The following is a 20,870-nucleotide window of genomic DNA, read 5'->3' on the forward strand; positions in this document are numbered from 1 at the left end:
TGTCAGGCTTGTTCAGGTGCGGCAAACGGTGCGTCCAGCGGCAAGGTGTCGAAGGTGCGCAGCAGTTCGATGAGGATCTGCGTGGCCGGGCCCAGGGGTTTGTCCTTGTTCGAATACAGATAAAAGCTCGAATTGCGGCTGCCGCCTCGATCCAACGGTAGCAGCTTGAGCGAACCATCCTTCAATTCGCGGTCGATCATGTGTCGCGGTAGCCAGGCAAAACCCAGGCCGCTGCTGACAAAGGTCGCGGCGGTGGCAAGGCTGCCGACGGTCCAGCGCTGCTCGGCGCCGAGCCAGCCGACATCGCGCGGCTGCTGGCGGCCGGAGTCGCGGATCACCACTTGCATCTGGGTTTCCAGATCCTGAAAGCTCAGCTCGCGATTGAGCCGATGCAGCGGGTGATCAGGATGGGCGACGGCGACGAACTCGACATCGCTCAACTCCGCACCCAGGTAGCCCGGAATGCTCAGGCCGGTGATCGCCAGGTCCGCCACGCCTTCGAGCAGCACTTCCTCGACCCCCGACAACACTTCCTCGCGCAAACGCACGCGGCAGCCGCGACTCTGCGGCATGAACGCGGTCAGCGCGCGGACGATCCGCGCGCTCGGGTAGGCCGCATCCACCACCAGCCGCACTTCCGCTTCCCAGCCTTGCTCCATGTGATGGGCGAGGTCTTCGAGTTGGCTGGCCTGTTTGACCAATTGCCGCGAACGGCGCAACAACACGCCGCCGGCCTCGGTGAGCACAGCTTTGCGCCCGTCGATGCGCAGCAACGGCACGCCGAGCTGATCCTGCATGCGGGCGACGGTGTAGCTCACCGACGATTGCGAACGGTGCAGGGCCTCGGCGGCCTGGGCGAATCCGCCGTGGTCGACCACGGCCTGCAACGTTCGCCATTGATCAAGGGTCACGCGGGGCGCTTTCATCAATAGCTCCTCTTGTCCTAAGCTGGCCGTCCCTCATGGAGACTGCCGAATGAAAAAATTCTGTTGTGTGGTGCTGGCGCTGCTGCCGTTGACCGCGTTTGCCTATCCGATCGATGTGCAAAAGGATCTCAACGGCATGAAGATCGACTACGAGACTTACGACACGGACAACGACATCGGCTCGATCCGCGTGGCCAACTACGGTGATGTCGACGCGACCTGCCGTGCGGTGTTCAGCAACGGCCCGGAAGCACCGCGCACGCGCAGCATCGACGTGCCGGCGGGCAAGCATAAAAACGCCACGGCCAAGTTCACCCGCGAGATCATCAAGCTGCGCATCAAACTGACCTGCACCCCGAAATAACGCTATTACCCTGTGGGAGCGAGCCTGCTGGCGAAGACGGAGTGTCATCCAGAGATGATGTGACTGACATTCCGCTTTCGCGAGCAGGCTCGCTCCCACGGGGATATGGGTTTAGCTTATAAACGAATTTATCGATGGATTACAGCGGATATTTGCGCTTTTTCATCGATTCGACTCTGTTTAACCTTCACTCCATCGACTTACAACATTCTCGGATGGAGGCTACACACCATGTCCCGCGTTCTGATCATCGAAAGCAGTGCCCGCCAGCAAGATTCGGTTTCCCGTCAACTGACCCAGACCTTCATCGCTCAGTGGAAAGCCGCGCACCCTGCCGATCAGATCACCGTGCGTGACCTCGCCGCCAACCCGGTGCCGCATCTGGACGCCAATTTGCTGGGTGGCTGGATGAAACCCGCCGAACAGCGCAACGACAGCGAACAGGCGTCGCTGGACCGCTCCAACCAATTGACTGATGAGCTGCTTGCCGCCGACGTGCTGGTGATGGCTGCACCGATGTACAACTTTGCGATCCCGAGCACGCTCAAGGCCTGGCTTGACCATGTGCTGCGTGCCGGGGTGACCTTCAAGTACACCGAAACTGGCCCGCAAGGTCTGCTCAGCGGCAAGCGCGCCTTTGTCCTGACCGCTCGCGGTGGCGTGTATGCCGGTGGCCCGGCGGATCATCAGGAACCGTACCTGCGTCAGGTGATGGGTTTCATCGGGATCAACGACGTGACTTTTATCCATGCTGAGGGCATGAACCTGGGCGGTGACTTCCAGGAGAAGGGCCTGAATCAGGCCAACGCCAAATTGTCTCAGGTCGCTTGATCGGTTAATCGCCAGATAATCGCCGATTGTTTAAGTGACCTGGCGCAACCCCTTCAAGGTTCCACGCGCATCGAACCTCCCTTTGCACTTTTGCTCCTGAGTGCTGTAGCCCGATTGAACGCTTTAGCGAGATCGGGCTTTTTTTTGTCTGGGTTTTCTTGGCGGCCTTTGGGCCGACCAGGCTCTTGGGGTTTTGGGTGAATATCCGTTACTGCGGTGTTGCGGCTGGCGGTTCCGCTCTTACAGCGGGTCACTTTGGCAAACGCCCCAAAGTAACCAAAGGTCTGTGCCCCAACGTTCGGCCCGCTCGCTGGGGCTCGGGGTTCCTTCGCTGCGGGATCGATCCGGGCGCAGCGGCTCCGGTTTGCTTCGCTGCACCTCCTTCCGCTGTGTCTGGCTGCGCCAGACGGTCGCTGCGCTCCCACGCCCGGATCAATCCCTCCGCTCAGCCTGCCGACGGGGCGGGTGGATCAAGATCAAGAGCGGTACTCGAGCTTGCGCTCATTGTGTTGAGCGGTGGAGGGCCGGTTTTTGGCTTCTTTGGATTCGATGCGGTATTTCATGTCGGCGTAGCTTGCCCAACCACCTCGGTCAGTCCCCTCTCCCCTCCGGGAGAGGGCTAGGGTGAGGGGCTTTTGATTCCGGCGCCGTTTGCTGTTGGAGCCCATCCGAAAAACCGCTATCGTCGCCGCCATTCGATTTTCGAGGCGAGCATGGGCTATCTACTTTTTGTCACGCTGATCCAGGCGTTTTCCTTCAGTCTGATCGGCGAATACCTGGCTGGGCATGTCGACAGTTACTTTGCGGTGCTGGTGCGTGTGTTGCTGGCGGGGCTGGTGTTTATTCCGTTGACGCGCTGGCGTTCGGTGGAGCCGGCGTTCATGCGTGGCATGTTGCTGATCGGCGCGTTGCAGTTCGGGGTGACTTACGTCTGCCTGTACCTGAGCTTCCGCGTGCTGACGGTGCCGGAGGTGTTGCTGTTCACGATTCTCACGCCGCTGCACGTGACGTTGATCGAAGACGCGCTGAACCGCCGCTTCAACCCGTGGGCATTGATAGCTGCGCTGGTAGCAGTCGGCGGTGCGGCGGTGATTCGCTTCGACAGCATCAGCCCCGACTTCTTCATGGGCTTTCTGCTGCTGCAACTGGCCAACTTCACTTATGCCGCCGGGCAGGTCCTGTACAAGCATCTGGTGGCGAAGCATCCGAGTGACCTGCCGCATTACCGCCGCTTCGGTTATTTCTACTTGGGCGCATTGGCGGTTGTGCTGCCAGCGTTCCTGTTGTTCGGCAAGTCGAACTTCCTGCCGGAAGCGCCGCTGCAATGGGCGGTGTTGCTGTTTCTCGGACTGGTGTCGACGGCGCTGGGTCTGTACTGGTGGAACAAGGGCGCGTGCATGGTCAACGGCGGTACCCTGGCGGTGATGAACAACCTGCATGTGCCGGTGGGATTGTTGTTGAATCTGCTGATCTGGAATCAGCATGAGGAACTGGGGCGGTTGTTCCTTGGCGGGGGTGTGATTCTGGCAGCGGTGTGGATCAGTCGGTTGGGCATCCGCAAATCCCCGGCCGCCGCATAACCCCTGTGGGAGCGAGCCTGCTCGCGAAGGCGTTGGGTCAGATAAGTATGGGGCGACTGACACATTGCATTCGCGAGCAGGCTCGCTCCTACATTTGATCTTTGGGTTACATCAGGTGTTTTTCCGGCTCCGGAATAGTCGCCGAGCCCAACACCGCCGGCAGCAACCCCGCACGCAAATCCCCACCACTCGGCTGCTGATACAAACTCAGCCCGAACTCCGGCAACACAGCCAGCAGGTAATCGAAAATATCCCCCTGAATCCGCTCGTAATCGGCCCACACCGTGGTGCGGGTGAAGCAGTAGATTTCCAGCGGAATGCCCTGCGCGGTGGTCTGCATCTGCCGGACCATGCAGGTCATGTTCGGCTGAATCTCCGGGTGACTCTTCAGATACGCCAGCGCATAGGCGCGGAAGGTGCCGATATTGGTCATGCGGCGGCGGTTGGCCGACATCGCCGCGACATTGCCCTGGGCCTCATTCCAGGCCTTGAGCTCGGCTTTCTTGCGGCCCATGTAGTCGGTCAGCAGGTGCACCTGCGAAAGCTTTTCTTCCTCGTCGTCGCGAATGAAGCGCACGCCGCTGGCATCAATGAACAGGCTGCGTTTGATCCGCCGACCGCCGGACTGCTGCATGCCGCGCCAGTTCTTGAATGACTCGGACATCAGGCGCCAGGTTGGGATCGAGACGATCGTCTTGTCGAAGTTCTGTACCTTGACCGTGTGCAACGTGATGTCGACCACGTCGCCATCGGCGCCGACTTGCGGCATCTCGATCCAGTCACCGACGCGCAGCATGTCGTTGCTGGTCAGCTGCACGCTGGCGACGAACGACAGCAGGGTGTCCTTGTAGACCAACAGAATCACTGCCGACATCGCACCCAGACCGGACAATAGCAACAGCGGCGAGCGGTCGATCAGGGTGGCGACGATGATGATCGCGCCGAACACGTACAAAACCATTTTCGCCAGTTGCACGTAGCCTTTGATCGAACGTGTACGCGCATGCTCGGTGCGCGCGTAGATGTCGAGCAGGGCGTTGAGCAGGGCGCTGACCGCCAGCAGCAGGAACAGAATGGTGAAGGCCAGCGCGACGTTGCCGAGGAAATTCATCGCGGTTTTGCTCAGCTCCGGCACCAGGTGCAGGCCGAACTGGATCACCAGCGACGGCGTCATCTGCGCCAGCCGTTGAAACACCTTGTTGTGGCGAAAGTCGTTGATCCAGTGCAACGCCGGTTGGCGGCCGAGCATGCGGCTGGCGTGCAGGATCAGGTAACGCGCCACTCGCCCGAGCACCAGCGCGATGACCAGCAGCACCAGCAGCGCCAGTCCCGATTGCAGAAGTGGGTGCTCTTCGAGCGTGCCCCAGAGGCCTTGGGCTTTGAACCAGAGCTGTTTGATATCCATGAGCGAAACGTTTCTTCTGTAAGACGCGAGGGCCGATTAGAGCATTTAAGACGCTGTGTATTGCAGCGAGTGACAAATCGGGCAACAAAAAAACCACTGATTGTCGGCGTTTGCACAAAGAAACTCGGCCTGAGCGCTCGAAACCGGTAACCTATGCAGCTGTTTTTTTGCATATCTTCGAGGTAGCACCCGTGTTTTCCCAATTCGCCCTGCACGAACGCCTGCTCAAAGCCGTGGCCGAGCTGAAATTTGTCGAGCCAACGCCAGTGCAAGCCGCGGCCATCCCGCTGGCGCTCCAGGGGCGTGATCTGCGGGTGACGGCGCAAACCGGCAGCGGCAAAACCGCCGCTTTCGTCCTGCCGATCCTCAATCGCCTGATCGGCCCGGCGAAGATCCGCGTCAGCATCAAGACGCTGATCCTGCTGCCAACCCGTGAGCTGGCCCAGCAGACTTTGAAGGAAGTCGAACGCTTCTCGCAGTTCACCTTCATCAAGTCCGGCCTGATCACTGGCGGCGAAGACTTCAAGGTGCAGGCCGCCATGCTGCGCAAAGTGCCGGACATCCTCATCGGCACCCCGGGGCGGATGATCGAGCAACTCAATGCCGGCAACCTCGACCTGAAAGAAGTTGAAGTGCTGGTCCTCGACGAAGCCGACCGCATGCTCGACATGGGTTTCGCCGAAGACGTGCAGCGTCTGGTCGATGAGTGCCCGAACCGTCAGCAGACCATGCTGTTCTCCGCCACCACCGGCGGTTCCGGCCTGCGCGAAATGATCGCCAAGGTCCTGAACAACCCTGAGCACCTGCAGCTCAATGCGGTCAGCCAGCTCAACTCGACGACTCGTCAGCAAATCATCACCGCCGACCACAATCAGCACAAAGAGCAGATTGTGAACTGGCTGTTGGCCAACGAGACCTACCAGAAGGCCATCGTCTTCACCAACACTCGCGCCATGGCCGACCGCATCTACGGCCGCCTCGTGGCCCAGGAATACAAGGCGTTCGTGCTGCACGGCGAGAAAGACCAGAAGGATCGCAAACTGGCGATCGATCGACTGAAACAGGGCGGCGTAAAGATCCTCGTCGCGACTGACGTTGCGGCCCGTGGTCTGGACGTCGACGGTCTGGATCTGGTGATCAACTTCGACATGCCACGCAGCGGCGACGAGTACGTGCACCGCATCGGTCGTACCGGCCGCGCCGGCAACGATGGCCTGGCGATCTCGCTGATCTGCCACGGCGACTGGAACCTGATGTCGAGCATCGAGCGCTACCTGAAGCAAAGCTTCGAGCGCCGCACCATCAAGGAAGTCAAAGGCACCTACGGCGGACCGAAAAAGGTCAAGGCCTCGGGCAAAGCCGTCGGCGTGAAGAAGAAAAAGACCGACGCCAAGGGCGACAAGAAGAAAACCGCCGCCAAGACGCCGACCAAGCGCAAGAGCGTCAACCGTCCAAAGCCGGATTCTCTGGTGAGCAGCGACGGCATGGCCCCGCTCAAGCGTCGCAAGCCAGCAGAACCTGCGGCCGAGTAAGCTTTAGAACGCGCATAAAAAAACCGGACAATGTCCGGTTTTTTTTCGTCCTCAACTGTCGGCTTTTTTCTCCGCCGATCCCAGTTCCTTCAAACGCTGATCGATCAACTGGCACTTGTCCGGCAGATCGGCGCTGGCCGTGCCCAGATCCATTTTCTGCAACTCGGCGTTAATCTCCTTGGCTTTTTCCGGATTCTGCTCGGTGAGCTTTGAGACTTCCTTGGCCAGTTGTTCGCGTTTGATCGTCGCCTCTTCCGGCGTGCAAGCCCAGACGGGCAGGGCGCAGGCGAGAGTGGCGGCGAGGGAGAGCTTGATCAGGATTTTCATGGGCAGGCCTCAGTTCCGGTTAAGGCGGGTTAACCGGTTGAGGGCTGAAGCGTGGCAAAAGTTCAGTAAGCTTCGCAGGAGGAATGCGGATCAAAGTCCACAGCTACGTTTCAGCTAATTGCAAGATAGCTTTCAACGCGGCCTCTCGCGTCGGCAGCTTGATCTCGCCTTCACAAGCAGACGGAACGAAACCTTCAAGACGCAAACTCGCTGCGAAGTTGGCTTTGCGATGCTTGGCAAACCAGATTTTTTTGGTTTCTAAACTGAGCTTTTGCATTGGCGCCTGTCCATGTCAGAACCTCGTATTATAGCGGACGCACATCCGCAGAGCCCTGTCGGCTTAATACGGCACAAACGATACAGCGTTGAACAACATTTCGACGTGCGTGCCAAATTCCCAACCAGACATTGTTCTCCTTGGGAGCGAGCCTGCTCGCGAAACAGGCGACACGTTAGCACCGCCTTGTCGTGTAATCGTTTTTCGCGAGCAGGCTCGCTCCCACAGGTCCTCGTGTGTTTTCTCCACAGTGAACTCAAGATCGCTGCTCACCATGACAGCAACCCGACTTCGGCACACCGTCATACCGATCATGATGTCGCACCCATTCCATGATCTCGTCTTCATTCCTGCCCTTGGGCGTCAGATCAAGGTAGTGGTAAGCGCCGACCAGCATGTCCAGACCGCGTGCGTACGTTGAATAGGTGTGAAAAATCTCGCCTTCGTCATTGCGATAAAACACGCTCAGCCCCGGCATTTCTTCCTCGGCGCTGTCGGTTTTTTCGTAATTGTAGGTAGCCTTGCCCTCGGCGACGTCTTCAGCCCGGGCGCAGACGCCGAAGTCGTAATTGAAATCGCAACCTTCTGACGAGACCCAGTCGAATTTCCAGCCCATGCGTTGTTTGAACGCCTGAAACTCGTTGAACGGCGCGTGGGAAACGGCGACAACTGCGACGTCGTGGTGGGCCAGGTGCTGGTTGGCGCCGTCAATGTGGTCACTGAGGAACGAGCAGCCCTGGCAGCCTTCTTCCCAGCCTTCAGCAAACATGAAGTGGTAGATGATCAACTGGCTGTTGTTGCCAAACAAATCGTTGAGCTTCAGTTCGCCGTTCGGACCTTGGAAGTGATAGTCCTTGTCGACTTTTACCCACGGCAGGGCGCGGCGCTCGGCGCTGAGGCGATCGCGTTCCCGGGTGAAGGCTTTTTCGTGGGCCAGATGCTGCTGGCGGGCAGCGAGCCATTCTTCGCGTGATACCACCGGATGGTTTGCAACGTTCATGACCATGTCTCCTGCGGGTTGAACCGGCTGTTTCAGACTAGTCGTTTAACCAGCGAGAGAATCGACAGACCGCCGGTCGGTCGCCGCGAAGATATGCGGCTGAACGGCTGCGCAGCGCTTGGGTCACAACCTTTGAAAGCGGCACAAATCACCCGCACCGGAGGTTGAACCAGGATGACAACTTATAACTGGGATTTGATTGAACGTTTGCTGCATGAAGTGCAGAACAGCGCTGGACAGAGCTTCGCTCCCCGCGCTTATGCCGAAGCCTACGCGGCCGAGAAAGCCAGCGCCGGCGAGCCGATCGAGAATCTCGACCATTTGAAAACGCTGGCCTGTGAGTATGAAAGTCTGCTGCTTGACCGTGGTTATATCGAGCCGCGTCCGGATCATGAAGGCAGTACCGGCAACAATTTCATTCTGACGCAGCGCGGTTCCAGCCTGCTGAGCCTGATCGACAGCAGCATCCCCGGCAACGACCACCCGCGTCAGGTGCTGGATGAGCAGGAGGATGCGCTGGATGAGGTGACATTTGATGAAGTCGCTTCAAAGGCTCAAATCGCCTGAGCCAGCGAAATCCCCCTGTGGGAGCGAGCCTGCTCGCGAATACGGTTTGTCAGTGACATTGAACTGTCTGATACACCGCTTTCGCGAGCAGGCTCGCTCCCACATTGGATTCCAGTAATCTCAAGGTTTCTGCGCGGCCTTCAGGCATTTCAGGTCATTGAAGTCCTTGCGCACGCCCTCGATTTTCTTCAACAACCGCTCACGCTGTTGCGGCGTGCTCTGCGCCATCAGATCGACAAACAGCGAGCGTGCCTGGGCTTCAGTGTTGGCGTAGGCCTCGCGGTAGTCCGCTGTCCACAACCGCTCGCGGTTGACCAGAAGTGTCTCGATGCGTTGTGGGAATTCCGGGCTTTGGCGTTGCGCAACGGCGGCACTGAACTGTTGCTGCCAGTGCGCGCGGTTGGCGATCCATTGAGTGTTCTGGTCGCCCAAGGCGTTGGTCCAGGCCGCGACGCGTTGTTTCTGTGTGTCGCTGAGCGGACCCAGCCAGTCGTTCAGGCGTTTTTCCATGCGCTCGCCGCGTTCCTTGATCTGTTGGGCCAACGGCGGTTTCACGTATTCCTGCTGACGTTTGCGCAAATCCTTGGCAAACGCGTCGTTCATTTCTGCGACCTGTTTATCGTCCAGGCCTTGCAGCAGCTCGATGGCCGAAGGGGTGATTTCCCGGGCGGTTTCGGCAATGGCCTGCTTGGCTTCGGCGGTGCGCTCCTGTAGCGCGGCGTCGCTGACCTGATTGCTCTCGACCATGGCCTGCAAACGGTCCAGCCAGTCGAGGTAACCGGGTAACTGCGTGGTGCAGTGCCAGCTCAGATGTTCCTTGAGCCGTTCGTTGAACCAGTCTTTCTGCTCGCCGTTCATGTCCACGTAGTCACTCAGCGACCATGGAATAATCACGTCGAGGTTGCGGTAGGCAAGGCCCACGCGGCTGCAAGCGCCGAGGGCGAGGGTGAAGATGAGCAGGGCGGCAATCTGTTTGAACCAGCGAGACATGGGCAAATCCTTGCGAAAGCCTGGCGTCGGAAATCTGATTCTTATGTGATGCAGGATGCGCGCGGCAGTTCAGCCGATCAATAGAACGTGCGTACAGCCTTGAGGGTGACGAGGCCGTCGCACTCGCTGTTGTGCCCGGAATAGGCCGAGCAATCGCTGCCGCTGAGGCTGGAATTGCTGTAGATCAGATCGAGATCGACACCCATGAATGGTCGCGACAGCTTCACCGACCAATCGGTGAAACTGCTGATGTAACCGCCGTCCACCGCCACCGGTGTGTTCAATTGGTGCGTGGTGTATTTCATGCTCACGCCGATGCCGAACGGCTGATTGCCAGTGAGGTCGGCAAACAAGGTGTTGTTCTGTTTATCCGGGTCGTTGCTCAGGGCAATGCCGAAGCGACTGCCGAGCAGAGTCAGGCCACCAAACAGCTCCTGGCTGTCGAGGGTGTCCACGCGGGGGTAGCTGTAATGGATCATCCCGACTTCGTAGCCGAGCACCTGATCGAAAGGTTGCTTGAAGCCGACGTAGGAATCGATCTCGAGGTTCTTGCCGGGGCTGATGCCCATGCTCGGCGCGTACTGGCCGAAATACACGCCGCTGTCGTGGCTCAGGTCGAGGCCGCCGTGAAACGAGCCGACCGCCGCCGGCTTGACCAGTCCCTGGGCCATGCTGCGGCTGGGCGTGGTGCCGAGCTTGAGATCGAAGTCGCCCAGTTCGCCCTGAAAAACCTGCGCGTGCGCGGTCGCGCCTGACAGCAGGCTGACGAACAATAAACAGGAAAATGGGCGCATGCGTCACTCCATGAACCGCGAGCGCAGGGCGATGGCCTGCTGAAACGCTTGATCTAGACGCGTGCAAGGATACCGGCGAATGCCCGGCATTGATGGCCGTTCGTCGATTTTCGGGGATTTTTGTTTAAAGCGAAGGGATGTTGCGCGGTGCCAGTCCAGGCGCTTCGAAGCTCAAAGCGCCTCTGGACGGGGTAAAACCGGTGTTACTTCTTGCCCAGGCTGATCTGCTTGGACGGGCCGAATGTCTGGCCACTGACGCCTTTGGCAATTTGCTGGATCTCGCCGCCGGACTTGAGGAATGCTGCGATCTGATCGTTGATCGATTCGCTGGTTTCAACGGCTGGAGCTGGCTTTGCTTTGCTGGTGGATGCTTTTACACGCATGGCGGCCATTAACCTTTAGAAAAGTAACTCGGCCAGGCATCGTACAGGAATAACTTGACAATAGCTTGGTAAATATCCCCCGGAATAACCAACCGCAGCGCTGCATTATTGCCGGTTCGACACTATTAATGTTTCGCTAACTCCCTGTTTTAAATAAGAACATCGCGCGAGTGTGAGGCGATTGCGCACAGCCGCAAGCCGCCCGGCCGGACTGACGAGCGGCACCTCACCGGGCAGTGATCAAGCAAAATCAACAGGTTGACGCAGATTTTCCGCTGCGAGGATCTGTCGCCCGACGTCTGCGGCAAAAACGGGTAGAATGCCGCCCACGTATTGAGGGTTTCGGAAATGGCTTTAGTCGGGCGTTACAACAGTTTGCAAGTGGTTAAACACACTAACTTCGGTTTATATCTGGACGGCGGTGCCGATGGCGAAATTCTTTTGCCCAACCGTTATATCCCCAAAGATATTCCCAGCGAAGATGAAGACTGGCTCAACGTATTCATTTATCTGGACAGCGAAGACAAACTTCTCGCCACCACGGAAAAACCCAAAGTTCAGGTCGGCGAGTTTGCCAGCCTGAAAGTGGTTGAAGTCAACAGCATCGGCGTGTTCCTCGACTGGGGCTTGCCGAAAGATCTGTTGCTGCCGTACTCGGAAGAAAAGCGCCAGATGACCGCTGGCGAATACTGCGTGGTGCACGTCTACCTCGACAAACACACGCGCCGCATCACCGCCACCGCGCGTCTTGATCGTTACCTGGACAAGACCCCGGCCACCTACAGCCCGGGCCAGGAAGTTGATCTGCTGGTGGCCGAAGCCACTGACATGGGCTTCAAGGCGATCATCAATAACAAGCATTGGGGCTTGATCCACAAGAACGAGATCTTCAAGTTCATGCGCTCGGGCATGCGCGAGAAAGGCTTCATCAAGGAAGTGCGCGCCGACGGCAAGATCAGCCTGAGCCTGCAACCGGTTGGCCAGGAAGCGGCCAGCAGCCTGAGTTCGAAGATCCTCGGCAAGTTGCGCGAAAACGACGGCACCCTGGCGGTCAGCGACAAGAGTGATCCGGCGTTGATCAGCAGCCTGTTCGGCGTCAGCAAGGGCAACTTCAAGAAAGCCATCGGCTCGCTGTACAAGGAAGGCAAGATCGTCATTCACGCCGATCGCATTGAACTAACCTGACTCACCGCAGGCCCATGGTAGGAGCTGCCGAAGGCTGCGATCTTTTGATCTTGATCTTGAAAATCGGCGGCTCCCACATCTAAAGGGGTGAGCCAATGAAAAAGGCGCTGATCGCATACGTCTCGACGCTACTGACGTTTCTGCTGCTCGATGGCATCTGGCTCGGGCTGCTGATGGCGCCGACCTATCGCGAACTGCTCGGTTCGCTGATGCTGGATAAACCGCTGCTGTTGCCCGCAGCGGTTTTTTATTGCCTGTACGTTATTGGCTGCGTGGTGTTCGTGGTGTTGCCGGCGCTGAGCTGGCGAAGGGCGGCGAAGCTGGGTGCGCTGTTGGGACTGGTGGCGTACGGCACTTATGACCTGACCAATTGGGCGACCTTGCGCGATTGGTCGGTGCAGGTAAGTTTGATGGACTGGGCGTGGGGGACAGTGGCGACGGCGGTTGCTTGCACGGTGGGTTATTTGATGGCGAAGCGATTCACGTGAGCTGATTCGGCAGTTGTGTTGGCAATGCTGGCCTCTTCGCGAGCAGGCTCGCTCCCACGTGTTCACCGAACCCTCTGTGGGAGCGGGCTTGCCCGCGAATGACGGCGCAGCCGTCAACCATTCAGCGCTGACGCCACTGACCAAATAAAGGTCTTTTCCAGACGGCTTTTTCCGCGCATCTGATTGATAATCCCCGACACTGTTTTCTGACCATTGGATGGCCTGCCATGTTGTGTGTGTTCGAGGTGTTGCGGTGAGTGCCGAGCGGCGCAATGCCGACGGTTTTGCCCTGCAAGTGATGATCGGCCTGTGCCTGATCTGGGGTGTGCAGCAAGTCCTGATCAAATGGGCGGCAACGGACATCGCGCCGGTGATGCAAGCGGCGGGACGCTCGGGGATTTCTGCGTTGCTGGTCGGTTTGCTGATCTGCTGGAAGGGTGGTTGGGATCAGGTCGGCAGCACCTGGCGCGGCGGCTTGCTGGCCGGTGCGCTGTTTGGTCTGGAGTTTCTGTTCATCGCCGAAGGTCTGCAATTGACCACCGCCGCGCATATGTCGGTGTTCTTGTATACCGCGCCGATCTTCACCGCACTCGGCGTGCATTTCCTGCTGGCCAGCGAGCGGTTGCGCCCGTTGCAATGGCTGGGGATTCTGCTGGCGTTCATCGGCATCGCGATTGCCTTCGCCGGTGGTGTGTCGTGGGACAACCTTGATCGGCGCATGCTGCTGGGCGATGCCTTCGGCGTATTGGCCGGCGCCTGTTGGGGCGCGACCACCGTGGTGGTGCGCGCCTCGCGACTGTCGGAAGCGCCGGTGACATTGACCCTGTTCTATCAGTTGCTGGTCGGTTTCCTCGGTCTGCTGTTGATCGCGTTGTTCAGCGGCCAGATCACCCACGTCAGCCTGACTACCGTGGCGGTGGCCAGTGTGCTGTTCCAGGGCCTGGTGGTGTCGTTCTTCAGTTACCTGGTGTGGTTCTGGCTGCTGCGCCGTTATCTGGCGGCCAACCTTGCGGTCTTCTCGTTCATGACGCCGTTGTTCGGCGTGACCTTCGGCGTGCTGCTGCTCGGCGAACAGTTGAGCGTGAACTTCGTCATCGGCGCCGTGCTGGTGCTGCTCGGCATCACTTTCGTCAGCGCCGAACAGTGGCTGCGTCGGCGTTTGCGCAAGGCGCTGGGCCAGTAGCCCTGGCCTGCATCGCCAGCGCGCCGGCCAGCAACAGGCCGGCGCCGGCGATCAGCAGCGCTGGCTGCAAGCCGCCGCTGAAATGGCTGCTCAGCGCCGCCAGCAGCGGGCCGCTCAGCTGGCCGACAGCGAAGCACGCCGTGAGCATCCCGGCGTTGCGCTGAGTGGCGTGGGGCGCCAGCTCTCGCGAACGCTGCATGACCAGTTGCATGCAGGCCAGAAACGGCGTGCCGCAGAGGATCACCCCCAACGCCAGGCCGAGGCCGCTGCCCAGCAGGCAGGCGAACACTCCGGCCGCTTGCAGCCACAACGTCGCCATCAGCCAGTGCCGCGTGGTCTCGGGATCATGTCGGCGCAGACTCACCAACCACACACCGATCGCCGCGCCGAGGCCAAAACACGGCCAGAACAGATCTGCCTGCCATTGGCCATGAAACTGCGCGTTGGCCATTTGCGCCAGAAACGTCGCCGGAATGATGTAGCCGATGCCGTACAGCGCATACACCAGTGCCAGTCGGCCAATGCCTCGATTCGCTGAAGTCGCCGGGGTGATCGCCGTCTTCGTTGCCGCTGCAGGCTGCGGCAACAACCGCCAAACGCCGAGCATCATCAGCAACGCAGCCGCCGCGTAAATCAGCCAAAGGGTTGCCGATGTCTGCTGCAAGCGATGTGAGACCAGCGCCAGCAAGCCTGTGAGAAAAATCCCCAGCCCCGGCCCGGCAAAAACCAGAGCACCCCAGCGCGGGCGACCCGCTGCCGCCGCCAGCGGCTGACTGAGCGAAGTAATCATCACCAGCACCCAGGCGCTCGCCACCCCGGTACCAAAACGCAACAGCAAGTGCGACCAGAAACCGTTGGCCCAGAACGACGCCAGGGTCAGCAGCACGCACAGCCACAGCCCGCCATGCAATCGCCGCTGCACCTGCTGCGGCCGCTGGGCGAACATCGCATCCACAGCACCAAGCAGATAGCCAAAGTAGTTGGCCGCCGCGATCAGCCCGGCAGCGGTGAGGTCGATCTGCCCTTCGCTGAGCAGGTGCGGCATCTGTGGCGTCAGGGCGAAACGGCCGATGCCCATGGCCATCATCAGGGCAATGAAACAGGCGGATAAACGTATCAGCGGCGACATGGTCGGGCTTCCTTCAAGGCAGCAATGACCGTCAGGCTAGGATCGATTGACTTTCTTTAAAATTGAATAATAGTGAGTAACTTGTTCTGTTCAGGAGAAAGCAGTGGAATTCAGCCAACTGCGGATATTTCAGGCGGTCGCCGAGGAAGGCTCGATCACCCGCGCCGCCGAGCGCCTGCATCGTGTGCCGTCGAATCTGTCGACGCGCCTGAAACAGCTCGAAGAGCAGCTCGGCGTTGAGCTGTTCGTCCGCGAACGGCAGCGTTTGCAGTTGTCGCCGGCGGGCAAGGTGCTGCTCGACTACACCGGCAAACTCTTCGCTCTGCGCGATCAGGCCAGTGCGGCGGTGATGGGCGGGCAACCGGCCGGCGACTTCGTGCTGGGCACCATGTACAGCACGGCGGCGATTCATCTGCCGGCGTTGCTGGCGCGTTATCACAAGCAATACCCGACAGTGAATTTGCAGGTGCAATCGGCGCCGACCGGCGAACTGCTCGAAGGTTTGCTCACCGGTCGCCTTGACGCGGCATTGGTCGACGGACCGCTGCAACTGGCCGGGCTCGATGGCGTGCCGTTGTGCGAGGAACGGCTGGTGCTGATCACTGAAATCGACCATCCGCCAGTACGCACCGCGCGGGACGTGGAAGGGCGCTCGGTGTTCACTTTTCGCCAGGGTTGTTCATATCGCATGCGCCTGGAGGCATGGTTCTCTCACTACCATGCAGCAATGGGTCGGCCGATGGAGATCGAGTCGTATCAGGGCATGCTCGCCTGTGTGATTGCCGGCAGTGGTGTGGCGTTGATGGCCGAGTCGATGCTCGCCAGCCTGCCGGGTCGCGAAAGCGTCGCGGTGCATCCGTTGGCCGAGCCGTTCGCGGGTGCGACAACATGGCTCATGTGGCGCAAGGGTATGGCCGGGGCCAACCTGAATGCCTGGATCGACGTGCAGCAAGCGGTCTATCCCGTGGCTTTGCATGAAGTGCGGGAAACCGCGTGAACCAATCGCAACAGATTCTGTTCAATTCAGTAACAGATCATTGCGGATTTGGCCGAGCATTGCGTAGGACTTCGGACTATTATCAGTGCGAAGCGGCCTCAGAATTCCGGCCGCTCAGCACCACCCTGAAGGGGGCATGACGATGAAAGAGAAAATCCAGAACTGGCTGCACGATTTGGGAGTTGCCCTCGGTTTGATCGAACCGCCTCTGCAACCGGTACCGATTCGCACGGACGACGAACAGCGTCGGCGCCAGCCACGTCGCCGTTAATACCTCCGATCAGAGATTTCAGGATCGCAGCCGTCGGCAGTTTCTACAAATGGTAGGAGCTGCCGAAGGCTGCGATCTTTTGCTTTTCGCCAAGCGAAAAAAACGGGTGTGGCTACCGACGCCACACCCGCTGAAGAAAACATCACCTCGTTACAGTCGATTCACACCGCAGTGGCCACGGTCGCCGGGCGCGGCGAGAACAGGCTCACCAGTACGAAGCTCACCAGGCTGACACCCAGGCTGTAATAGATCGGCGTGTTCGCGTCCATGCCGTCCTTGACCATGAACACCAGCGCAGTGACAAAGCCCAGCGTCATGGCGCTGATCGCCCCGGCAGTAGTCGCACGCTTCCAGAAAATCGCGCCCATCAGCGGAATCAACATGCCACCGACCAAGAGGTTGTAAGCCAAGGTCAACGCGCTGATCACGTCATTGACGACCAGAGCAATGCCCAACACCGCGATCCCCGTCAGCAGAGTAAACAGACGGCTGACCGCGACATTGGACTGTTTGCCACCGCGCAGTTTCGGCAGCAGGTCTTCGGTCAGGGTGGTGGACGCGGCGAGCAGGCCGGCGCTGGCGGTGGACATCATCGCCGCCAGTGCGGCAGCGATCACCAGGCCACGGATGCCGTCGGGCAGCGAGACTTTGACGATGGCGGCGAACGCGTTGTTGACGTTGTCCAGATCCGGAATCAGCACATGCGCAGCCATGCCGATCAAGGCGCAGACCAGGCCGTAAATGATGCAGTAGATCCCGGCCGAGGTGCCGGCGTACTTGGCGACCTTTTCGCTTTTGGCGGTGAACACCCGCTGCCAGATGTCCTGGCCGATCAGGATGCCGAAGAAGTAGATCATGAAGTAGGTAATGATCGTGTCCCAGCCGATGCTGGTGAAGTTGAAGCTGGCCGCCGGCAGTTGCGCGACCAGTTGATCCCAGCCGCCTACGCGGTACAGGCAGATCGGCAGCAGCAGGAACATCAGGCCCACCGTCTGGATGCCGAACTGGACGATGTCCGTCAAGGTCAGCGACCACATGCCGCCAATTGTTGAGTAAATCACCACGATACCGCCGCCCAGCAGTACGGAAATCCAGAAGGGCAGACCGAACAACACTTGCAGCACGGTGCCGATCGCCAGAATCGAGGTCACGCCGATCATCAGCGCGTAAGCGAGCATGATTGTCGCACTGGCGGTGCGCGCCATCGGGTTGTAGCGCTTCTCCAGGACCTGGGTGACGGTGAATACCTTGAGTTTCAGCAAGGGCTTGGCGAGGAACAGGTTCAGCGCGACGATGCCGCAGCCCAGTGCCGCGCACAGCCAAAAACCGGAAATGCCATGCACGTAGCCCAGACGCACAGTGCCGACGGTGGACGCGCCGCCGAGTACGGTTGCTGCCATGGTGCCCATGTACAGCGACGGCCCCAGGTTACGCCCGGCAACCAGATAGTCTTCGTGGGTCTTGGCCTTGCGCATGCCGTAGTAGCCGAGAATCAGCATCGCAGCGGCATAAATGAGTACGACGAATAAATCCAAAGCCATGATGGCGTGTCTCCGATTGTCTTTTTTATGGTCAAGCAAATGGGGTCTGCAAGGCTCCCACAGGGGATTCGTGTCAGGCGGCCTGACGCAGTTGAGGTTTTATTGCGGCTTCACTGCGCACATCCGTTGGCCCGAACACTTCCCGAGGTTCGGGGAACAGGCGCAGCAGCGTCAGATACACCACCGACGCCAGGCCCAATGTCACCGGCAGGCTGATGTCGATGCCACCGGCCAATTCGCCCAGCGGGCCGACGAACTGCCCCGGCAGGTTGACGAAGCACAGGCCGACCAGCGCACTCGGAATCCATGCACCGAGACCGCGCCAGTTCCAGCCGTGGTTGAACCAGTAGCGTCCGCCCTGTTCGCCGCGGGTGAACACTTGCAGGTCATCCGGGCAGTAGAAGCCGCGCCGTACCAGCAGGCCGATGATCATGATCACCATCCATGGGGTGGTGCAGGTAATGATCAGCACGGCGAAGGTCGACACGCTCTGCACCAGGTTCGCCGCAAAACGGCCGATGAAGATGAAGGCGATCGACAGCACGCCAATCAGCAAGGTCGCCTTGACCCGGGAGAGCACGCGCGGGAACACGCTGGACATGTCCAGCCCGGTGCCATACAGCGACGTGGTGCCGGTGGACATGCCGCCAATCACCGCAATCAGGCACACCGGCAGGAAGAACCAGCTCGGCGACACGGCCAGCAAGCCGCCGACATAGTTGTTCGCGGCGATGTAGTCCGGTGCCTTGATCGCGACGATGGTGGCGGTGGCGAGGCCGAACAGGAATGGGATCAACGTCGCCAGTTGTGCGGCGATCACCGCCAGCATGATCCGGCCCTTCGGCGTCTCACGCGGGATGTAGCGCGACCAGTCGCCGAGGAACGCACCGAAGGAAATCGGGTTGCTCATCGCCACGAGCGCCGCGCCGATGAATGCCGCCCAGAACCCGGCCTGACCCAGTGCCACGCTGCCGGCGTACTGGCTGTCGAAAGCAGGGGCGAAGGCGAAGATGCCGAGCAGGAACAACAGGCTCGCGGCCCACACGGCGATGCGGTTGACCCACAGCATGATGCGGAAACCGTAGATGCACACGGTCAGCACCAGCAGCGCGAACAGACCGTAGGCCAGGCCCAGGGTCAGGTCGGTTTCCGGCAAATCGACGAGGCGTTTGGCGCCGCCGACCAGCGCATCACCCGAGCTCCACACTGACAGCGAGAAGAACGCGATCGCCGTGAACAACGACAGGAACGACCCGACAATCCGCCCGTGCACGCCGAAGTGCGCACCGGAAGACACGGCGTTGTTGGTGCCGTTGAGCGGGCCGAACAGGCCCATCGGCGCGAGGATCAGCGCACCGACCACCACACCCAGCACAATCGCCCAGACACCGGCCTGAAACGACAGGCCGAACAGCACCGGGAAGCTGCCGAGCACAGCGGTGGCAAACGTATTGGCGCCGCCGAAGATCAAGCGAAACAGGTCGCTGGGTCGGGCGTCGCGCTCATGATCCGGGATCTGTTCGACCCCGTTTGTTTCGATGCTGCTAAGGCTTTTTTCGTTGTTGTTGTTATTCATGATCTGCTCCGATCATCAGGCGCGCTCATCGTGCGTGAGCGTCACCATTGGCTAAGGGGGTGGCAGCCCTTCCGGCATTGCGGACAAATGTTCGTGACAGGCCAGCCATAGGCCTTGTTGTTCTAGGCTCGACGCTTGTTTTCTGAAAACAATCGTCTCGCGCTCCTGGCTGAAGTGTTGCTCCCCTTGCATGCGCAGCTCGGTGGCCACGTCATGGATGAAAACCGCCACGTCACCCTGCAGGCTGACAAAGGCGTTGCTCGAGGTGCACGACAGCACCTCGAGACCCTCCTCGGCGCGCCAGCGGTCCCACAACGCCTGATAGGCATCGCGCGACAGCAACGGCTGGTCGAGGGTGTAGAAAACGAAGCTGGCATCGGTGCTGAATGCGCCGAAGTAAGCTTCGCGATCGTTACGCGCAAACGCGGCGACCAACTTGGCGGCCGCGTGCAGAACCTGATCACGTGCGTGCATGACCCGACCCTCAGCGATGAACCACGCCAGGCAGTACGCAGAGCATTTCGTACAGCAGGTTGGCGGCCAGCAGCGAGGTGTTGCCGGTGGTGTCGTAAGCGGGCGAGACTTCTACCAGATCGCAGCCGATCAGGTCGAGGCCCTGACAGCCACGGACGATTTCAATCGCTTGAATGGTGGTCAGGCCGCCGATTTCCGGGGTGCCGGTGCCGGGCGCCCAGGCCGGGTCGATGCCGTCGATGTCGAAACTCAGATACACCGGACCGCCACCGACCTTCTCGCGCACTTCGGCCATCAACGGCGCCAGCGACTTGTGCCAGCACTCTTCGGCTTGAACGACGCGGAAGCCCTGATCGCGGCTCCAGTTGAAGTCGTCGGCGGTGTAACCCTGGGCACGCAAACCTATCTGCACCACGCGATCGCAATCGAGCAGACCTTCTTCGACGGCACGACGGAACGTGGTGCCGTGGGCGATCTTCTCGCCGAACATGTGATCGTTGACGTCAGCGTGGGCATCGATGTGCACCAGGCCAACCTTGCCGTGCTTTTTATGAATCGCGCGCAGGATCGGCAGGGTGATGGTGTGGTCGCCACCCAGCGTCATCGGGATGACGTTGTGCTCGAGGATGTTGTCGTAGGCTTCTTCGATGATGCGCACGGCGTCGAGCAGGTTGAAGGTGTTGATCGCCACGTCACCGATGTCGGCCACCGACAGCGAGTCGAACGGCGCGGCGCCGGTGGCCATGTTGTACGGGCGGATCATCACCGATTCGGTGCGGATGTCGCGTGGCCCGAAGCGGGTGCCGGGGCGCAGCGAAGTGCCGATGTCCAGCGGCACGCCAACGAAGGCAGCGTCAAGGCCGGCAGCGGTCGGTACATGGGGAAGTCGGAGCATGGTGGCGATGCCGCCGAAGCGCGGCATTTCATTGCCGCCCAGTGGTTGGTGAAGAATCTTGTCCACGGGTAGGGCCTCATCGTCTTTGTTTTATTTATGCCGGCGCGCCGTTGAGCACAGGTTCGGACGCCGCTGTGGGGCCGATCATGCGAAAT

23 protein-coding genes are annotated in these 20,870 nt (G+C 59.9%); 10 read left to right on the plus strand and 13 right to left on the minus strand.

Features of this window, described 5'->3' with window-relative positions; genetic code table 11:
* Positions 1-2 precede the first annotated feature (2 nt).
* Positions 3-926: a LysR family transcriptional regulator gene (locus AB4O45_RS20345; protein WP_016771199.1), complete on the minus strand. Its 924-nt coding sequence runs from the start codon at positions 924-926 to the stop codon at positions 3-5.
* Positions 927-975: 49 nt separating this feature from the next.
* On the opposite strand from AB4O45_RS20345, the gene AB4O45_RS20350 reads away from it, so the two are divergent.
* The 3 genes from AB4O45_RS20350 to AB4O45_RS20360 all read left to right on the plus strand — a co-directional run bounded on the left by AB4O45_RS20350 (position 976) and on the right by AB4O45_RS20360 (position 3,701).
* Positions 976-1,290: a hypothetical protein gene (locus AB4O45_RS20350; protein ID WP_016771198.1), complete on the plus strand. Its 315-nt coding sequence runs from the start codon at positions 976-978 to the stop codon at positions 1,288-1,290.
* Between the two features lie 231 nt (positions 1,291-1,521).
* Positions 1,522-2,121, plus strand: coding sequence for an FMN-dependent NADH-azoreductase (locus AB4O45_RS20355; protein ID WP_041478822.1), 600 nt, complete (start codon positions 1,522-1,524; stop codon positions 2,119-2,121).
* Between the two features lie 713 nt (positions 2,122-2,834).
* Positions 2,835-3,701 carry a carboxylate/amino acid/amine transporter gene (locus AB4O45_RS20360; protein WP_460094056.1) on the plus strand — a complete coding sequence of 289 codons (867 nt, stop codon included), beginning with the start codon at positions 2,835-2,837 and terminating at the stop codon, positions 3,699-3,701.
* A 106-nt stretch (positions 3,702-3,807) separates the two neighbouring features.
* Here AB4O45_RS20360 and AB4O45_RS20365 read toward each other — a convergent pair whose 3' ends face one another.
* The gene (locus AB4O45_RS20365; RefSeq protein ID WP_460160471.1) at positions 3,808-5,106 is read right to left on the minus strand and encodes a mechanosensitive ion channel family protein; all 1,299 of its coding nucleotides are present in this window, start codon (positions 5,104-5,106) and stop codon (positions 3,808-3,810) included.
* 191 nt (positions 5,107-5,297) lie between these two features.
* Here AB4O45_RS20365 and AB4O45_RS20370 point away from each other — a divergent pair, with 191 nt between their 5' ends.
* Positions 5,298-6,638, plus strand: a complete 1,341-nt coding sequence (locus AB4O45_RS20370; protein WP_024012040.1) for a DEAD/DEAH box helicase — start codon at positions 5,298-5,300, stop codon at positions 6,636-6,638.
* Between the two features lie 51 nt (positions 6,639-6,689).
* On the opposite strand, the gene AB4O45_RS20375 is transcribed toward AB4O45_RS20370, so the two are convergent.
* The 3 genes from AB4O45_RS20375 to AB4O45_RS20385 form a co-directional block, all read right to left on the minus strand.
* On the minus strand, positions 6,690-6,965 hold the full coding sequence (locus AB4O45_RS20375) for a hypothetical protein (protein ID WP_041478956.1): 276 nt from the start codon (positions 6,963-6,965) through the stop codon (positions 6,690-6,692).
* Positions 6,966-7,068: 103 nt separating this feature from the next.
* The gene (locus AB4O45_RS20380; RefSeq protein ID WP_110645024.1) at positions 7,069-7,242 is read right to left on the minus strand and encodes a YhfG family protein; all 174 of its coding nucleotides are present in this window, start codon (positions 7,240-7,242) and stop codon (positions 7,069-7,071) included.
* A gap of 256 nt (positions 7,243-7,498) precedes the next feature.
* Positions 7,499-8,242: a DUF899 domain-containing protein gene (locus AB4O45_RS20385; RefSeq protein WP_460160472.1), complete on the minus strand. Its 744-nt coding sequence runs from the start codon at positions 8,240-8,242 to the stop codon at positions 7,499-7,501.
* Positions 8,243-8,416: 174 nt separating this feature from the next.
* On the opposite strand from AB4O45_RS20385, the gene AB4O45_RS20390 reads away from it, so the two are divergent.
* Entirely contained in the window at positions 8,417-8,809 is a 393-nt protein-coding gene (locus tag AB4O45_RS20390; protein ID WP_095180673.1) for a transcriptional regulator, read from the plus strand.
* Between the two features lie 120 nt (positions 8,810-8,929).
* Here the strand turns inward: AB4O45_RS20390 and AB4O45_RS20395 are convergent, their stop codons facing one another.
* The 3 genes from AB4O45_RS20395 to AB4O45_RS20405 all read right to left on the minus strand — a co-directional run bounded on the left by AB4O45_RS20395 (position 8,930) and on the right by AB4O45_RS20405 (position 10,985).
* Entirely contained in the window at positions 8,930-9,799 is an 870-nt protein-coding gene (locus tag AB4O45_RS20395) for a DUF6279 family lipoprotein (protein WP_460160473.1), read from the minus strand.
* Between the two features lie 77 nt (positions 9,800-9,876).
* Positions 9,877-10,593: a TorF family putative porin gene (locus AB4O45_RS20400; protein WP_056783664.1), complete on the minus strand. Its 717-nt coding sequence runs from the start codon at positions 10,591-10,593 to the stop codon at positions 9,877-9,879.
* Between the two features lie 203 nt (positions 10,594-10,796).
* The gene (locus AB4O45_RS20405) at positions 10,797-10,985 is read right to left on the minus strand and encodes a hypothetical protein (RefSeq protein WP_016985943.1); all 189 of its coding nucleotides are present in this window, start codon (positions 10,983-10,985) and stop codon (positions 10,797-10,799) included.
* A 339-nt stretch (positions 10,986-11,324) separates the two neighbouring features.
* On the opposite strand from AB4O45_RS20405, the gene AB4O45_RS20410 reads away from it, so the two are divergent.
* From AB4O45_RS20410 to AB4O45_RS20420, 3 genes are all read left to right on the plus strand, one after another.
* The gene (locus AB4O45_RS20410) at positions 11,325-12,161 is read left to right on the plus strand and encodes a CvfB family protein (protein WP_016771157.1); all 837 of its coding nucleotides are present in this window, start codon (positions 11,325-11,327) and stop codon (positions 12,159-12,161) included.
* 95 nt (positions 12,162-12,256) lie between these two features.
* Entirely contained in the window at positions 12,257-12,649 is a 393-nt protein-coding gene (locus AB4O45_RS20415; protein WP_460160474.1) for a DUF2177 family protein, read from the plus strand.
* 253 nt (positions 12,650-12,902) lie between these two features.
* Positions 12,903-13,832, plus strand: a complete 930-nt coding sequence (locus tag AB4O45_RS20420) for a DMT family transporter (RefSeq protein ID WP_460160475.1) — start codon at positions 12,903-12,905, stop codon at positions 13,830-13,832.
* Here AB4O45_RS20420 and AB4O45_RS20425 read toward each other — a convergent pair.
* Positions 13,780-14,961 carry an MFS transporter gene (locus tag AB4O45_RS20425; RefSeq protein WP_460160476.1) on the minus strand — a complete coding sequence of 394 codons (1,182 nt, stop codon included), beginning with the start codon at positions 14,959-14,961 and terminating at the stop codon, positions 13,780-13,782. The two genes, AB4O45_RS20420 and AB4O45_RS20425, sit on opposite strands and share 53 nt — an antisense overlap.
* A 103-nt stretch (positions 14,962-15,064) precedes the next feature.
* On the opposite strand from AB4O45_RS20425, the gene ptrR reads away from it, so the two are divergent.
* Positions 15,065-15,958, plus strand: a complete 894-nt coding sequence (gene ptrR, locus AB4O45_RS20430; protein ID WP_056783676.1) for a putrescine utilization regulator PtrR — start codon at positions 15,065-15,067, stop codon at positions 15,956-15,958.
* Between the two features lie 142 nt (positions 15,959-16,100).
* Positions 16,101-16,229: a PA1414 family protein gene (locus AB4O45_RS20435; protein ID WP_003184145.1), complete on the plus strand. Its 129-nt coding sequence runs from the start codon at positions 16,101-16,103 to the stop codon at positions 16,227-16,229.
* 161 nt (positions 16,230-16,390) lie between these two features.
* Here AB4O45_RS20435 and AB4O45_RS20440 read toward each other — a convergent pair whose 3' ends face one another.
* The 4 genes from AB4O45_RS20440 to speB all read right to left on the minus strand — a co-directional run bounded on the left by AB4O45_RS20440 (position 16,391) and on the right by speB (position 20,781).
* A complete protein-coding gene (locus AB4O45_RS20440) occupies positions 16,391-17,770 on the minus strand; it encodes a sodium:solute symporter family protein (RefSeq protein WP_056783679.1) in 1,380 nt (459 codons plus the stop codon).
* 73 nt (positions 17,771-17,843) lie between these two features.
* Positions 17,844-19,346, minus strand: coding sequence for a purine-cytosine permease family protein (locus AB4O45_RS20445; RefSeq protein WP_460160477.1), 1,503 nt, complete (start codon positions 19,344-19,346; stop codon positions 17,844-17,846).
* Between the two features lie 51 nt (positions 19,347-19,397).
* Positions 19,398-19,820 carry a YybH family protein gene (locus AB4O45_RS20450; RefSeq protein ID WP_460160478.1) on the minus strand — a complete coding sequence of 141 codons (423 nt, stop codon included), beginning with the start codon at positions 19,818-19,820 and terminating at the stop codon, positions 19,398-19,400.
* A 10-nt stretch (positions 19,821-19,830) separates the two neighbouring features.
* Positions 19,831-20,781, minus strand: a complete 951-nt coding sequence (speB, locus tag AB4O45_RS20455) for an agmatinase (RefSeq protein ID WP_003222717.1) — start codon at positions 20,779-20,781, stop codon at positions 19,831-19,833.
* Positions 20,782-20,870: the final 89 nt, after the last annotated feature.

It is taken from the genome of Pseudomonas sp. S2_B10, from assembly GCF_054668425.1.

What these genes read in the sequence shown, in the direction of transcription:
- AB4O45_RS20345 (WP_016771199.1), bottom strand. Translation starts at nt 926, where the DNA reads ATGAAAGCGCCCCGCGTGACCCTTGATCAATGGCGAACGTTGCAGGCC.
- AB4O45_RS20350 (WP_016771198.1), top strand. Translation starts at nt 976, where the DNA reads ATGAAAAAATTCTGTTGTGTGGTGCTGGCGCTGCTGCCGTTGACCGCG.
- AB4O45_RS20355 (WP_041478822.1), top strand. Translation starts at nt 1,522, where the DNA reads ATGTCCCGCGTTCTGATCATCGAAAGCAGTGCCCGCCAGCAAGATTCG.
- AB4O45_RS20360 (WP_460094056.1), top strand. Translation starts at nt 2,835, where the DNA reads ATGGGCTATCTACTTTTTGTCACGCTGATCCAGGCGTTTTCCTTCAGT.
- AB4O45_RS20365 (WP_460160471.1), bottom strand. Translation starts at nt 5,106, where the DNA reads ATGGATATCAAACAGCTCTGGTTCAAAGCCCAAGGCCTCTGGGGCACG.
- AB4O45_RS20375 (WP_041478956.1), bottom strand. Translation starts at nt 6,965, where the DNA reads ATGAAAATCCTGATCAAGCTCTCCCTCGCCGCCACTCTCGCCTGCGCC.
- AB4O45_RS20380 (WP_110645024.1), bottom strand. Translation starts at nt 7,242, where the DNA reads ATGCAAAAGCTCAGTTTAGAAACCAAAAAAATCTGGTTTGCCAAGCAT.
- AB4O45_RS20385 (WP_460160472.1), bottom strand. Translation starts at nt 8,242, where the DNA reads ATGAACGTTGCAAACCATCCGGTGGTATCACGCGAAGAATGGCTCGCT.
- AB4O45_RS20390 (WP_095180673.1), top strand. Translation starts at nt 8,417, where the DNA reads ATGACAACTTATAACTGGGATTTGATTGAACGTTTGCTGCATGAAGTG.
- AB4O45_RS20395 (WP_460160473.1), bottom strand. Translation starts at nt 9,799, where the DNA reads ATGTCTCGCTGGTTCAAACAGATTGCCGCCCTGCTCATCTTCACCCTC.
- AB4O45_RS20400 (WP_056783664.1), bottom strand. Translation starts at nt 10,593, where the DNA reads ATGCGCCCATTTTCCTGTTTATTGTTCGTCAGCCTGCTGTCAGGCGCG.
- AB4O45_RS20405 (WP_016985943.1), bottom strand. Translation starts at nt 10,985, where the DNA reads ATGGCCGCCATGCGTGTAAAAGCATCCACCAGCAAAGCAAAGCCAGCT.
- AB4O45_RS20410 (WP_016771157.1), top strand. Translation starts at nt 11,325, where the DNA reads ATGGCTTTAGTCGGGCGTTACAACAGTTTGCAAGTGGTTAAACACACT.
- AB4O45_RS20415 (WP_460160474.1), top strand. Translation starts at nt 12,257, where the DNA reads ATGAAAAAGGCGCTGATCGCATACGTCTCGACGCTACTGACGTTTCTG.
- AB4O45_RS20425 (WP_460160476.1), bottom strand. Translation starts at nt 14,961, where the DNA reads ATGTCGCCGCTGATACGTTTATCCGCCTGTTTCATTGCCCTGATGATG.
- AB4O45_RS20435 (WP_003184145.1), top strand. Translation starts at nt 16,101, where the DNA reads ATGAAAGAGAAAATCCAGAACTGGCTGCACGATTTGGGAGTTGCCCTC.
- AB4O45_RS20440 (WP_056783679.1), bottom strand. Translation starts at nt 17,770, where the DNA reads ATGGCTTTGGATTTATTCGTCGTACTCATTTATGCCGCTGCGATGCTG.
- AB4O45_RS20445 (WP_460160477.1), bottom strand. Translation starts at nt 19,346, where the DNA reads ATGAATAACAACAACAACGAAAAAAGCCTTAGCAGCATCGAAACAAAC.
- AB4O45_RS20450 (WP_460160478.1), bottom strand. Translation starts at nt 19,820, where the DNA reads ATGCACGCACGTGATCAGGTTCTGCACGCGGCCGCCAAGTTGGTCGCC.